The sequence below is a fragment of the Collinsella sp. AM24-1 genome (assembly GCF_003470325.1).
Lineage (GTDB): Bacteria > Actinomycetota > Coriobacteriia > Coriobacteriales > Coriobacteriaceae > Collinsella.
Map to the genome: position 1 here is coordinate 17129 of NZ_QRHM01000003.1, position 14788 is coordinate 31916.

12 protein-coding genes are annotated in these 14788 nt (G+C 59.7%); all 12 read right to left on the bottom strand.

The genetic code is table 11. The features are described 5' to 3' along the window. Positions 1 to 45: 45 nt before the first annotated feature. The 12 genes from DW661_RS01665 to DW661_RS01720 all read right to left on the bottom strand — a co-directional run bounded on the left by DW661_RS01665 (position 46) and on the right by DW661_RS01720 (position 14495). Positions 46 to 363 (bottom strand): stage V sporulation protein S, encoded by a 318-nt coding sequence (locus DW661_RS01665; RefSeq protein ID WP_117877501.1) that lies wholly within the window; start codon positions 361 to 363, stop codon positions 46 to 48. A 74-nt stretch (positions 364 to 437) separates the two neighbouring features. Further along, positions 438 to 1523 carry an ATP-binding protein gene (locus tag DW661_RS01670; RefSeq protein WP_006235981.1) on the bottom strand — a complete coding sequence of 362 codons (1086 nt, stop codon included), beginning with the start codon at positions 1521 to 1523 and terminating at the stop codon, positions 438 to 440. A 1-nt stretch (position 1524) separates the two neighbouring features. Further along, positions 1525 to 3075, bottom strand: coding sequence for a ribonuclease Y (gene rny / locus DW661_RS01675; protein ID WP_089573375.1), 1551 nt, complete (start codon positions 3073 to 3075; stop codon positions 1525 to 1527). Between the two features lie 257 nt (positions 3076 to 3332). Continuing rightward, positions 3333 to 4025, bottom strand: a complete 693-nt coding sequence (locus DW661_RS01680; protein WP_118934316.1) for a regulatory protein RecX — start codon at positions 4023 to 4025, stop codon at positions 3333 to 3335. A gap of 11 nt (positions 4026 to 4036) precedes the next feature. Beyond that, on the bottom strand, positions 4037 to 5185 hold the full coding sequence (gene recA / locus DW661_RS01685; RefSeq protein WP_022094695.1) for a recombinase RecA: 1149 nt from the start codon (positions 5183 to 5185) through the stop codon (positions 4037 to 4039). A 257-nt stretch (positions 5186 to 5442) separates the two neighbouring features. Continuing rightward, positions 5443 to 5973, bottom strand: coding sequence for a CinA family protein (locus tag DW661_RS01690; RefSeq protein WP_117758511.1), 531 nt, complete (start codon positions 5971 to 5973; stop codon positions 5443 to 5445). A 12-nt stretch (positions 5974 to 5985) separates the two neighbouring features. Continuing rightward, a complete protein-coding gene (gene pgsA / locus DW661_RS01695; RefSeq protein ID WP_231500751.1) occupies positions 5986 to 6534 on the bottom strand; it encodes a CDP-diacylglycerol--glycerol-3-phosphate 3-phosphatidyltransferase in 549 nt (182 codons plus the stop codon). A 99-nt stretch (positions 6535 to 6633) separates the two neighbouring features. After that, a complete protein-coding gene (gene rimO, locus DW661_RS01700) occupies positions 6634 to 7983 on the bottom strand; it encodes a 30S ribosomal protein S12 methylthiotransferase RimO (RefSeq protein ID WP_118934318.1) in 1350 nt (449 codons plus the stop codon). Positions 7984 to 8010: 27 nt separating this feature from the next. Further along, positions 8011 to 8508 carry a YajQ family cyclic di-GMP-binding protein gene (locus DW661_RS01705; protein ID WP_117758513.1) on the bottom strand — a complete coding sequence of 166 codons (498 nt, stop codon included), beginning with the start codon at positions 8506 to 8508 and terminating at the stop codon, positions 8011 to 8013. A gap of 26 nt (positions 8509 to 8534) precedes the next feature. Then, entirely contained in the window at positions 8535 to 10046 is a 1512-nt protein-coding gene (locus tag DW661_RS01710; RefSeq protein ID WP_118934320.1) for a helix-turn-helix transcriptional regulator, read from the bottom strand. Further along, positions 10046 to 12823: a DNA translocase FtsK gene (locus DW661_RS01715; RefSeq protein WP_233547431.1), complete on the bottom strand. Its 2778-nt coding sequence runs from the start codon at positions 12821 to 12823 to the stop codon at positions 10046 to 10048. The genes DW661_RS01710 and DW661_RS01715 overlap by 1 nt, the downstream gene beginning before the upstream one ends. Position 12824: 1 nt before the next feature. Continuing rightward, positions 12825 to 14495 carry a ribonuclease J gene (locus DW661_RS01720; RefSeq protein WP_006235967.1) on the bottom strand — a complete coding sequence of 557 codons (1671 nt, stop codon included), beginning with the start codon at positions 14493 to 14495 and terminating at the stop codon, positions 12825 to 12827. Between the last annotated feature and the right edge of the window lie 293 nt (positions 14496 to 14788).

Sequence of the window (14788 nt, forward strand, 5' to 3'; positions counted from 1 at the left end):
GTGCATAAGTCCTAACGATGGGGAGCGAAACGAGGCAAGCAGAAGCTATGCCACAGGCTTAACATCATCCATGACGACGTTATCCATAGTAGCTCGATTGATCTGGTGAACATAGATAGAAAGGCGGATGGCCGTGCGCGACTCCCCGTTAATGAGGATGTCGGAGAACACGGGCGCGCAGGAAATATCAAAACCGGTTGGAATCAAAAAACCGCGCGCGATAGCAACGGCCTTAATGGCCTGGTTGACGGCACCGGCGCCGACACACTGGATGTTGACGGGTACACCATCCTTGACCATGCCGGCGATGGCGCCGGCAACGGACGCGGGCGATGATTTGCTTGATACCTTCAGGCAATCCATGAAGAAACTCCTGCATTTAAAAGTACGTTTTAACTGCAATAACTGTATCGTACCGAGTGGACTCGGTAAAGGCACTATTCCTCTTTGGCAAGATCAAAGGTCACGGTGATTCGATCACGCGAAACACGGATCTTTGGGTCACCGCAAAGGTTGAGATAGTACCGGGCGGCAAGGTCATTAAAGTCGCGCTCCACAGCACGCGAAAACTGTGCCATGTCATCCTTGGCAATACGTAGCCCGCGACGATCCTTCGCGAGATCGACAGGAGCCGGCGCATGCGAGGACGAATCACGCTCGCGCAGCAGACGCGCGGTCACACCGCGAACGGGCTTAATCTGCCCTGCCAAAATGCGATGGGCCGTGCGCTCGGACATCTCAAGACCCAAACCCGAACAAATACGGATAAAGTCCTCGGCATCAGAAGCAAGGCCTAAACGATCGACAACCGGAAGCTCGCTCTCGTCATCAATGAACAGGAGACGAGACGTATCGAGCCGACTTGACGCTTGAGCATAAAGGGTCGCGGCAATCTCAGACGGAGAACCGAGATAGACATCGCAACCACGCAACTCCTCGAGCGCAAACTCACAAGCAGCGCGAATAATATTATGTGGACCGCGAGCGCAGACATAACGTCCGTCCTCATCCTTGACGGCCTGGGGCCAGCTGGACTGATCGGCACGCTCACTGAGGCGGTCGGCCGCAACGCTCACCTTGAAGGCTGAACCAAGATCGACGCCGGACGTGACCACACGGGCCTCGTCGGTGTTCTGCTTAATCGAAAACAATGCCATGCCACGACCGTGAACGCCCCAACGGTCCATCTTCATGCTCTCGAGCTTGGAGGTAACGCGGGCATCAAAGATTCGCTCTTGCATATCCTGCGGAACGCCCGAACCGTTATCCAGAAAGACAAGCGTGCGGACGCCATCTTCCTTGGTCGTGGCGAGATAGACCTTGTCGGCGCCGGCATCGCGAGCATTACGGAGCATTTCGATGACGATGTCCTCGACATGCTGAATGTCGTGCTTAGCCTGGCGCCGCTCGGCCTCCGAAACGCGGAGGCGGACATACCCCTCGCCAAGGTTCTCCTCGACGCGAAGGTTGCCCTCCCCCGACATCGACGCGATAAATGAGATGAGCTCGTTCGCGTCGCTCATGTTATTTAGCGATATCGACAGCGCGGCTCTCGCGAATCACGACAACGCGCACCTGACCGGGATACTCCATCTCTTCCTCGATCTGATGGGCGATATCGTGAGCCAGAACCGTGGACTGGGCATCGGAAATCTTGTCCGGCTGGACCATGACGTGGACCTCGCGACCGGCCTGCATGGCATAGGTACGTTCGACGCCGTCATGGGAGTTGGCGATCTCCTCGAGCTTCTCAAGACGCTTGATGTAGTTCTCGGCAGACTCGCGACGGGCACCGGGGCGAGAGGCAGAGACAGCATCAGCGGCCTGCACCAGGACATCGAGTACCGTGTTGGGGTCGACATCGGCATGGTGAGCCTCAATAGCGTGGACGATAACGGGCTTCTCGCCATAACGGCGGGCAAGCTCGGCGCCGATGACGGCATGCGGGCCCTCGACGTCGTGGTCGATTGCCTTGCCCAGGTCATGAAGCAGGCCGGCGCGCTTGGCGGTCACAACGTCCAGGCCAAGCTCGGAAGCCATCACGCCGCACAGATCAGAGACCTCGAGGGAATGCTGAAGCACGTTCTGACCAAACGAGGTACGGTAGCGCAGGGCACCAAGGGTCTTGACGATCTCGGGGTGCAGATCGTGGATGCCGGTATCGAAGGCAGCCTGCTCGCCAGCCTCGCGCACGCGCTGCTGAACCAGGTCGGCGGCCTTGTGATACATCTCCTCGATACGGGCAGGGTGAATGCGGCCGTCGGCGATGAGGTTCTCGAGGGCGACACGGGCGGTCTCACGACGGACCGGGTCGAAGCTCGAAAGAACGACGGTCTCGGGCGTGTCATCGATCACGAGGTTGACGCCGGAAACCTGCTCGAAGGTCCGGATGTTGCGACCCTCGCGACCGATGATACGGCCCTTGAGGTCATCAGAGGGAATGTGCACGGAGGTAACGGTGACCTCGGCAGTGTGGTCGGCAGCGCAGCGCTGAATCGCCAGAGACAGAATCTCCTGGGCGGTCTTGTGGCACTCGGCGCGAACCTGCTGCTCGGACTCGCGAATGATCGTGGCGGCCTCGTGGGTGACCTCGCCGCGAACCTTATCGAGGAGCTCCTTGTGGGCGTCCTCGCGGGTAAGGTCGGCGATACGCTCGAGCTCGGAAGTCTGCTTTGCACAGAGCTCCTCGAGCTCACGGGAGCGCTTCTCGACCTGACCGGCCTGGCTGGACAGCTGATGCTCGCGCTTGTCGAGAGCGTCGTTGCGGCGATCAAGGGATTCCTCGCGCTGCATCACGCGGTTCTCGAGCGTACGAATCTCGTTCTTACGCTGCTTGTCCTCGGCCTCGGCGGCCTGCTTGTTCTTGATGATCTCCTCTTTAGCCTCGAGCAGAGCCTCTTTTTTGAGGGTCTCGGCCTGACGCTTAGCATCACCGATCAGGGACTCAGCCTGTGCGTGTGCCGACTGGATTTTTTCGTCGGCCTCGTGAAGACTACCCTGCTTGGCGGTGCGCATGTAGGCAATGGCGGCGATGGCACCCAAAACGATGCCAACGAGCGCTGCGATGATAGGCATGCTCACTCCTTTTTATGGATTCGTTACACAACAAAGCGAACCGTCCTTACGAACGGCTCGCGACATTTGAGTAATATGGGCGCAGCTTATGCGGGTCGGATACAGATAAACATATAAACAAACTCATCACAGATGAGCACATATCACAAAGCAAATGACGCTGTTTATCGTACGTTGAACCGCAACAACTGTCAAATAAATGCCCCCAACACGGCGGCTAAAACACGGTGAGCGGCAGGGCCACAAAACGCATACGCCTAAACCGCACATTCCTCGCGTTCGGCATCGAGACGTGCCTTAACGGCATCGGCGGCGATATGATACGAGAAGCCCTTGCCCATCAAAAACCGAACCAGTTTTTCGAATCCGCGCGTCTCTGGAACACGCCGCTTGGCGAGCAGGGCTGACGCACGCGCCAAATCGTCTTCGACGGCAAAATAATCCTCGGGATAACCGGGAATGTCATCGAGCACGACATGACGGCGCTTGAGCTCGGTCTCGATTTTACGCTGTCCCCAACCGCGCCGCTTGCGTTCCTCGATAAAGTACGAGCAAAAGCGGTTCTCGTCTAAAAAACGATACTCGGTGGCGCGCTCGACGGCGAAATCGATCGCGGACTGGTGAAAGCCGTAGCGAGCCAGCTTGTCACGGACCTCACCCGTCGCATGGTCGCGGCGCGATAACATCTCGGTCACCATGGTAAGCGCACATTTACGCTCGATGAGCTGCACCGCATCACGATAGTTATCCCAATCACAGGGAAGATCGGGGCGGTTTTTGACATACAGCCGCGCGACCCGCACGGGGATCCAAATGGACCGCTCAAAACCGCCCTCAAGCTCACAATCGATATGTGCGCAAGGCTTTTTGGACGCATACCCGCTCGAGAACGAGGAGGCCGCCTTCTTATCGGGAAAAACGACCGTGGCCTCGGTCACCGTATACGACATGAGCGTAACCGCTACTCGTCGTCATCATCGAGCATGGCGGAACCATCGATGGCGTAAAGCTCGTCAAACTCCTCAGGCGCAGGCTGATCGGTCAGCTCGACCTCGGACGGAGCATCGTCATCAAACTCAAGCCCGCAGGCAAGGCGGACCTTATGCTCAATCTCGTCGGCGCAATCGGGGTGTTCGCGCAGGAACGCCTTGGCGGCCTCGCGACCGTTGCCGAGCTTGTCCTCGCCATAGGCAAACCAGGAGCCCATCTTCTTGCAGATGCCGCACTCGACAGCCATGTCCAGAATCGAGCCCTCCTTAGAGATGCCCGTACCGTACATGATGTCGAACTCAGCAGAACGGAACGGAGCTGCCACCTTGTTCTTAACGACCTTGGCGCGCACGCGGTTACCGATAACCTCATCCTTAAGCTTAATGCTGTCGATGCGGCGAATGTCGATACGCACCGAAGAGAAGAACTTAAGGGCGCGGCCGCCCGTCGTGGTCTCGGGGTTGCCGAACATGACGCCGATCTTCTCACGCAGTTGGTTAATGAAGATGCACGTCGTGTTGGACTTGGACAGCGAGCCGGCAAGCTTGCGGAGCGCCTGGCTCATCAGGCGAGCTTGCAAGCCGACCGTGGTATCGCCGATCTCTCCCTCGATCTCGGCACGCGGGGTAAGCGCGGCGACGGAGTCGACGACGATGGCATCGATGGCGCCGGAACGCACGAGCATGTCAACAATCTCGAGCGCCTGCTCACCCGTATCGGGCTGGGAAATCAGTACCTCGTCGATATCCACGCCAATGCGCGCGGCATACGTGGGATCGAGCGCGTGCTCGGCATCGATAAATGCCACCACGCCACCCATTGCCTGGGCCTCGGCCAGGATCTCGAGCGAAAGCGTCGTCTTACCGGAGGACTCAGGACCGTAAATCTCGACGATACGGCCGCGCGGCACACCGCCGATACCCAAAGCGGCATCGAGTGCCAGAGCGCCCGTGGGGATGGCCTCGACCTCAAGCTCGGGGCCGCCGTCACCATACCTCATGATGGAGCCTTGACCGAACTTCTTCTCGATCTCGGCCTTGGTGGTGGCGATCATCTCATCGCGCTCTTTACCCGTCGTGCGAGCATGAACGGTACGTACGGGACCTGAATTCTTGGCCATGAATAGCCCTCCTCTTAACAACCTGCATCGATAGTAAACGAACGGCTGTTCGTGGTCAACCGTTCAGGCCAATCATATGCAGGCAGTCTTTCCAAAACCCAACCAAACGCCGACCAAACACTGACCAAATGCTTGACCACAAAGGGGCAAATAAGAACAAGAAAGGCAAAAATACACCTATGACCAGCGCAAACGCTAAATTCGTCAGGGGTCCCTATCTCCACAATTAAGGGGCCCGAAGGCCCCTTAAAACACGTCTATTCCATAGAGTTAAGCACAAGGACAATGCGTCCCAATGCCTCCGCGACCGCATGGGCACGAACACACGAACGGTCGCCCTCATAGTGGCAGCGCACAGAGTCCACGACCGGCACTTCCCCATCAGCCGCGCGATACGCCCAGCCAATATAGAAAGTGCCAGCCGGATCGTCCTCAGTGCCGCCGCCGGGGCCGGCATAACCCGTTGCGCTCACTGCAATATCGCTCTGGTACAGCTCCAGCGAACCCGCCGCCATCTCGCGCGCGGTCTGATGCGACACCGCGGTATAGCGATCGAGCGTCTCCTGATCAACGCCCAAAACGCGATGCTTGATCTCATCGCAGTAGGTCACCGCACCGCCACGCAGCACCGCCGAGGCGCCCGGGATATCGGCAATCGTCGAGGCGATCATACCTGCCGTCAGCGACTCAGCCGTCGAAACCGTCACGCCCCGAGCGCTCGCGCGCTCGACAATATGACGCGCCAGCTCCTCGTTATGTGCGGAAATCTGCTCAAAAGAGTCCGTCATACCCACCAGGACCTAGACCGAAAAGACGATCTTGCGGCAGTTCCAGAAGTACTGGGCGCCCGAGATAACGGTCAGAACAACGGCAACGGCGTACAGGAAGCGCGACACCGAGTAGATGCCGAGCGTCAGCGCCAGCGGGCCAAGGTGCAAGCCGGCCATCGCAAAGACGCACAGGTAACCGCAGATGGAGACCATCGTAGTCGCCGTCTTGTACTTGCCAAGCTTATCGGCGGCAACGACCACGCCGGCGGCACTCGCGACCATGCGAAGGGCGCTCACCAGAAGCTCACGGAACAGGATAATGAACACGGACCACACAGTCACAGCGCCAAAATCCAAGAACAGCAGCAGAGCCGAGAACACCAGCAGCTTATCGGCGATGGGGTCCAAGAACTTACCGAAATCGGTAATCTCGTTGCGCGAGCGCGCCAGATAACCGTCGACCTTATCGGTGCACGACAGGATAACATACAGAATGAAGGCAGCGGCGGCGAGCGGGCCGTCGAAGGTGCTCCAATCTGTACCGGCAACACTCGTGTGAGAAAGCGCCGACACGATCATGAACACCGGGATAAAGACGATGCGAACGCACGTCACGATGTTGGCGGGCGTCCAAACACTCGTCAGTTCCTTATTGCTCTCGTTTGCCACGATGCTCTCCTACTCCACAACATGGCCGATAAGCTCATAGCAGAAGCTATCGGTAAACTCGACCGTCAGAATATCGCCCACGGACGCCTCGCTGGCGTCCAAGTGCACCGCGCCATCGGAATCGGGCGCCTGGAACCAAGCATGGCCGATCAGCTCGGCGCCGTCCTCGGTCTCCTCGATGCCGTCGACGATCACCTGGGCGCGCTCGCCCACATGTGCGGCGGTGGCGGCAAAACCGAGCGACTCGGCCAGGTCCATGGCCTCCTGGGCGCGCTCGAGCTTGACCTCCTCATCGACCTGACCCTCCATCTTGGCGGCCAGGCTGCCCTCCTCCTGCGAGTAGGCAAAGACGCTCGTGTAGTCAAAGCCGACGGTGTCCATAAAGTCGATAAGGTCGCGGAACTCGTCGTCGGTCTCGGTCGGGAAGCCGACCATGGCCGTGGAACGGATCACGATGCCGGGGATACGCTCACGCAGATCGCGGAACAGGTCCTCGAGCTCCTGGCGCGAACCAGAACGGCGCATAGCCTTGAGGATGCGCGCGTCGCAGTGCTGCACGGGGATATCGATATAAGGCAGCACCTCGGGCGTATCGCGAATCGTATCGATAAGCTCGTCGGTCATGCCCTCGGGCTGCAGATAGAGCACGCGGACCCAGACGTTGTGCGGGCGCACGGCCTCGGCGACGGCATGCAGCAGCTGCGCCAGATTGCGCGGCGAGCCATCGGTGACGTCTTCGTCGGCAAAGTCGGTGCCCCAAATACCCGTGTCCTGGCCAATCAGCACGATCTCGCGCACACCGCCGGCAACCAGGTCGCGTACCTCGGAGATAATGCTCTCGGCATTGCGCGAATGATAGCGACCGCGAATATAGGGGATCATGCAGAAGCTGCAGAAGCGGTTGCAGCCATCGGAAATCTTGACGTAAGCAACAGCGCCCTCGACAGTGCGCTTTACTTGCGGAATATAGGCAGCGATCTCACGCTCGACACCCAGCACGCCATCGATGACCGCCACGATGCCGTCCTCCTCGTCGGCCTTCACAAAGGCAGCGACCTCGGGCAGCTCGTCAGACAGGTCGTCGCCATAGCGCGACGGCACACAGCCGCACATGACGATGGGACAAGAACGAACGCCGTCCTGAACCTCGTTGGCGAGCTCGAGCGTGGTCTCGATGCTCTCGGACGTTGCGGAGGCGAGGAACGAGCATGTATTGACGATGGCGATATCGGCATCCTGTGGGTCGAATGCCTCCTCGTAGCCCGCGGCGGTCAAAAGAGAACGCATGCGGTCGGTGTCAACCTCGTTCTTAGCGCACCCGAGGGTGATGTAGAGCACGGAGCCCAACGGTGTATCCATGTTGGAGAGCAGTCCTTTCGAATGATATTAGCGGTAGTTGGTGAACTGCAGCGGCTGGCCGTAGTCCTGGTCGCGCAGGAACTGGATCACGGTCTGCAACGCGTCCTTCGAAGCAGAGGAAACACGCAGCTTGTCGGCCTCGATAGTCACCTTGACCTTGAGCTTTTGGTCCTTGATGTCCTTGTTGATCTTCTTGGCGGTCGTCTGGTCGATACCCTCGACGATATGGCCGAGCACGCGCACGGTGCCGCCCGATGCCGCCTGCGGAGCATCCCACGAGACAGCCTTGAGGTCGATGCCGCGCTTGATGAGCTTGGAGCTCAGCACGTCGATAATCTGCTTGGAGACAAAGTCGGCCGGGGCGTTGATCGTAAAGAGCTTGTCGCCCTTCGAAAGCTCGATCGTGGCGCCGGAATCCTTCAGGTCATAGCGCTGGGAAATCTCACGCGTGGTTTGCTGGAAGGCGTTGTCGACCTCTTGCATGTTGACCTCGGACACGACGTCGAAGCTGGAATCTTTAGCCATGATGTTTCCTTTCGCGTACGAGCGGCTTAGTAGCTATCGTACGAATAGTCGGTAGAATCGGTGGGCGTCTGGCCGTCAGTTGCGGTATCGGCGCCATCCGTGGACTGGGCATCGGTGCCGTCGGTGGTGTCGGCACCATCGGTGGTGTCGGTACCATCAGAACTTTCACCATTCTCGGAACCAGTCGTCTCCTTCTTGGGAACGGTGATCGTCACACGCGCCACGCCCGAGGTCTTGGTATCGTAACGGACCTTTTCGCCGTTCTTGGTAACGGTGACATCGGAAGGCTTGGACGTGGTGATCTCGATCGAGGACTCAGGCGTGTACTCCTGCTCAAAGGGGCCAGTCGCCTGGGCGCCATAGACCGACTTGCCATCGACCTTGACCTCAATCCAGGCGGTCTTTCCCTTGGCAACGGAGACCTTGACCTTCGTTACCTCGTTTTCTTCCTTTTTAGCCGTCGTCTTGGTGGCGTCCGAATCGGTCGACTCATCCGTCGCCTCATCGGTGTCTTCGTCCTCGTCGACCGTTTCGGTCTTCTTAGAAGACTTCTTGGGCGTCGTCTTGGTAGCAGTGGGCGTCTCGGGCGTGGTCTCGGGCGTCGAAGATGCGCAGCCGCGCAGAAGTACCACGATGAGCACGATCAGCAGCAACGCCACGGCACCGATGCCGGCGTAGACGATACGCGGATCGAGACCGTTGTTTTGAGGAGTACGGGAACCGCCGCGTCCACGACTGGAACTGCTGCGGCCGCCTCTCTGAGGCATACGACCACGATTGCTGTCGGAACGGCCGCGATAGCCACCCTGGCCCTGAAGGCTGCGCTGACCCGAGCGGGGCGCAAGTTCACCGCGGCCTTGATAGCCACGCTGGCCCGCACGCGGAGCCGAAGAGCGCTGGCCATACGGCTGTGATTGAGAGCGAAGACGCGGCGTCACCTGCGTGGCATCGGCGTCCGCATAGCCACTGCGAGGACGTCCGGTGGAGATACCACGGTGACCGCGATCGGAATAGCCGCCGTCGCCGTAGCCGGCACGAGGGTCACGCGCCACGCCGCGGGCAGCGGGAAGTGCACGGTCCTCGGGCATCGGCGTACTGCGGAACCGGTCACGCTGTGAGCGAATCTCCTCGCCCGAACCCGTCTCGGTAATATAGCCAGCCTGCTGCGGACGCTGACCATAACGCGTTGAGCGACCACCCTGAACCATCAAGAAGCGCCCATTATCCACCGAGGAACGTGAATTGACATAGCCGGCGGCGTCCTGAAAACGACCGCCCTGCTGCGACGTCTCGCGCTCGTATGCCATCAGCTCGTCAAAGTAGGCATTGACGACCTCGCGCGGATTGAGGCCCAAAAAGCGAGCATAGCTCGAAATCATGCCCTGCGCATAGCCGCGCGGCGGCATCGAAGCAAAGTTACCGGTCTCGAAAAACTCGATGATCTGCGGCCTGATTTTGATGGTGTTGGCGACCTGCTGAATGGAAAGGCCCATTCGGCGACGCTGCTCGAGCAGCATGTCACCAAAGCGTGCAGCCATCAGAATCCTCCAAACTCACGATCTTCACGTGCCATCTCGGCGTCGACAGATTCCAGCGCGGCAAGCCCCTCCTCGTCCAACAGGACCTCGCGCGGCTTGGAACCGTCGGGCGGGCCGACGACACCCTTTTCTTCCAGCATGTCCATAATACGCCCGGCACGCGCATAGCCAACCTTCAGACGACGTTGCAGGCCAGATGTGGAGCCAAGCTGCGATTCCACCACAATATGGGCGGCTTCCCAAATGAGCGGATCATCGTCTTGCGGCTCGGCTACTCCGGTGCGGACAATGCCGCCGCCACCCGCCATGGACATGGAAGCGGGCGCCACGGCAGACAGGATCTCCTCGTGGTAGTCGGGCTCACTCTGCGACTTGACGAACTCGACAATCTCGTTGATCTCATCATCCGAGACAAAGCAGCCCTGGATACGGCGGGGCTTGCCCCAGTCGACCTTGGAGAACAACATGTCGCCCAAACCGGTGAGCTTCTCGGCGCCCATCTGGTCGATGATGACGCGCGAGTCGATGCCCGTGGCGACGTTAAAGGCGATACGGTTGGTGATGTTGGCCTTAATGAGGCCCGTCACCACGTTGGAGCTGGGGCGCTGCGTGGCAACGATAAGGTGAATACCGGCGGCACGGCCCAGCTGTGCAATACGCACGATCGAGGCCTCGACATCCTTACCAGCGACCATCATCAGGTCAGAGAGCTCGTCAATGATAATGACAAGGTAGGGCATCTTTTGCGGCGGATTGTCGTAATGCTCAAACTCGCCAGCAGCCTGCTTTTCGTTGTAGGTCGAGATCTTACGCACGTTGAGACGCTCGAAGACCTTCAGGCGACGCTCCATCTCGGACACAGCCCATTGCAGAGCGCTCGCGGCCTGCTTGGGCTCGGTCACCACGGGCACATAGAGATGCGGCAGACCGTTATAGCCCGCAAGCTCGACGCGCTTGGGGTCGACCATGATCAGGCGAACGTCCTCGGGAAGGGCGCGCATGAGCAAGGTCGTGATGATGGAGTTGATCATCACCGACTTACCAGAACCGGTCGTACCGGCAATCAACAGGTGAGGCATCTTGGCGAGGTCGGCGACAACCGGCGTGCCCTCGGCGTCGCGGCCGATGGCGAGCTCGAGCGGACCGCCCTTCACATAGGGCAGCACGTCGCCCAGATTGACGTTCTGGCGCTTGCGGTTGGGAATCTCGATACCAACGAGAGAGGTGCCGGGGATCGGGGCAAAGATACGAACCGACTGGGCGGCGAGCGAAAGCGCAATATCGTCCTCGAGGCTCGAAATCTTGCTCACGCGCTCGCCCTCGCCAGGTTGCAGCTTAAAGGTCGTCACCGTGGGGCCGGCGATCCAGCCGACCACGCGGGCACTGCGGCCAAACTCAAGCAAGGTGGATTGCAGTGACTCAGCGGTCTGCTCCAGCTCCTTATCCGAAGACGCGGCAGAAGCCGACTGCGGGTTGGCATGTAGGATTTCGAGCGGCGGAAGCTTGAGGCCGTCCTCTTCTTCGCCCTCGTTATCTGCGGCGCCGCCGTCCGCTCCCCCATCACGAGCCGCAGCCGATTCGACAGCACTCGTGGCAGGCGCATCGGCAACCTTGGGATGCTTTAAGAAGTCGGGAATCTGAGGTGCGGCCGAAACAGGGTTCACGGCAAACGGCGGCTCGGACTCGTCAACCTTGTCCGGATCGTCCTCCATCGAAAGCTGTCCAGTGACCTGACCGCGCTTGGCGTGGCGACGCGGCAGCAAGGTTGTCTTGGCGGTCTCGAGCGGAGCCTCGTCGTCCTCGTCGTCACCCTCGGTGAGCTCAATCTCGCTATCGGACCAAGACGGGTCGGGCTCGCTTGTGTTGAGCTTGGGCGCAGCCTTGCCCTTCTTGGCATGGCGGCGCGGCAGCAGCGTGGTCTTGGCGCGCTCGGCTTCAACCGACTCGGATACGACGACAAATGGGTCATCGTCCTCGTCGTCATCCAAAACCGGGTCGACATCGCCACCCATGACCGTGGTCACCGCGGCGTCAGTCCCCTTCTGGCGCAGAATGCTCAGGTGCGGACGAGCGACGCCGGGAACAGACAGGGCCTCTTCATCGCCCCACGGGCTGGCGTTGACATCGGCACGACGGCGTTCGGCAAAATCTGCCGCACGATCGCGGGCAGAGCGCAGCACACCGCCCACCGAAAAGCCAATGATGACAAAACCAACGACGGCCAGACCCAACAGGACCACCATCGCGACAGGCTTACCCAGGGCATTCTGCAGCGCACTCGCAATAAACGCACCAATGTAGCCACCCGACACGGAAAGGTTCTGCGGCGTAAACATAAGGTCGCACGAATCGCTCGTGCCCGGCACCATCAGCGAAAGAATGGAGACGACGGCGATAAAGACCACGGCGCCGCCCGAGACAGAGCGCACGTTGAGCGGCGAGTCCTCACCCAAAAAGAGCGTGGCGGCAAACAGCAAGATGACGATCGGCAGCACGTAGGCGCCCAGGCCAAAGCCCAGGTGATAGAACCCGGCAACAGCAGCCGTCACGGGCGCTGTTGCCGGTGAGATCACGGCAATGAAGGACGCGATCGCCAAAACGGCGATGACCACGCCGGCGATATCGCGATTGGCCGAAGGCTCGACCAAGGGCTCAAACTCATCGAAGTCCGCCTCGTGGCCCTTATTGGCACGCAGATGGGAACCGGCACCCTTAGCAGATGCCGGTTGGTTATTGGCCTTATTGCCTTTGGCGTTTTGTGCAGATCCGCGCGCCAAACTAAACCTCCATGACGACCGGGATGATCATCGGACGGGTGCGCGTACGGCTCCAGATAAAGTTAGAGAGCGAATCGCGCACGGCCTTGCGAATGGCATCGGAACCGCTGCTGGTAAAGCTGAACTTACCCTTCTCGATCGTCTTCATAATGGACGCGGAGGCATCCTCGGAGAACTGGTCGTCGATGGCAAACGAAACGCCGCGGCCCGAGAACTCGATGGCCTCGATCTTCTTGTGTTTGAGAGAGACGATGGCAACGGCCGTGACCATACCGTCGTTGGCGAGCTTCTGGCGATCGCGCAGGACGATGGGGTCGGTATCGCCGATACGCAGGCCGTCGACGTAAACGACGCCGGACTCGACGGGCGTACCGCGCTTGACGATACCACCGCGCATCTCGAGCGTGTCGCCGTTATCGAGGATAAAGATATGATCGTCCTTGATGCCCATCTTGCGGGCCAGCTGGGCATGGGCGCGCAGATGCACGGCCTCACCGTGAACCGGCATAAAGTACGTGGGCTTGGCCATGGCCATCAGGAGCTTGAGCTCCTCCTGGCTACCGTGACCCGAGACGTGGACGAGAGCGCGGTTCTTATCCCACACGTCGCAGCCGAGCTTGGCCAGGCTGTTGACGACCTGCTGGACGGCCTTCTCGTTGCCAGGAACGGGAGTTGCCGAGAGGATAACGGTATCGCCCTCGTGGATGGAGAGCGTCTTGTGCTCGCCATTGGCCATGCGGGACAGGGCCGACAGCGGCTCGCCCTGCGAACCAGTGCACATGACGACGATCTTGTCGTCAGGCAGGTTATCAATATCGAAGGCATCGATGATATCGGCATCATCGATGTTGAGATAACCGAGCTCGCGCGCCACGCGGGTGTTCGTGAGCATGGAGCGACCGGTCACAACGACCTTACGGCCGCACTTGCGGGCGGCATCGCAGATCTGCTGCAAACGATGGATGTGGCTCGAGAACGATGCGACGAACACGCGACCCGGGGCGTTCTTGATGGCGTGCAGCAGGTTGGGACCAACCTCGGCCTCGGACTTGGTAAAGCCGGGAACCGTGGCATTGGTGGAGTCGGAAAGCAGCAGGTCGATGCCCTGCTTGGCAAAGCGGCTGATAGCGGCATAGTCGGGCGTGACGCCATCGATGGGCGTCTGGTCGAGCTTAAAGTCGCCGGTGTGCATAACGGTGCCCTGATTGGTGCGGATGAACACGCCCAGAGCGCCGGGGATGGAGTGCGTCATCGAGAAGAAGTCGAGCGAGATGCCGCCGAGGTTGACATGGCTGCCGCCCTTGACCTCGCGGAACTTGGGTGCGCGGATGCGGAACTCGGAGAGCTTACCCTCGATAAAGCCAAGCGTCAGCTTGCTCGAGAAGATGGGCACCTTATTGTTGAGGTCCTGCAGCAGATACGGAAGCGAACCGGTGTGGTCCTCGTGGCCGTGAGTGACGACGATGCCGCGGAGCTTTTCCTCGTTCTCCAGAACGTAGGTGTAATCCGGAAGCACCAGGTCGATACCAGGCTGGGAGTCATCCGGGAACATGAGGCCGGCGTCGACGAGCACCATGTCGTCGCCGCACTCGAAGACCGTCATATTCTTGCCGATGCCGTCAAGGCCGCCAAGCGGGATGATCTTCAAGGGAGATGATTTTTTAGCTGCCATAGGTTAGTGTGGTTTCCTTTCTTCGAAACGGGTCCGGAACAACCGACGGGGCGCTTCTGGCAAACCGACCGCCGGGAACGTACAAACATGCATCGCAGAGTCGATGCAATAACCACAGTATGATACCCATTTGCCCACCAACAGACCACCCATGCATCAAAGCCCCATCCAAACCGGTCTATCCCGCCGGTTTCCCGTGGGGCGGGCACTGATGAAGTTTCCTGCTCTACAGTCCTGCTCACGACGGAGGCCACATTAAGTGGCCTCCTGTTCGTGCGGAACTCGCGATAAAC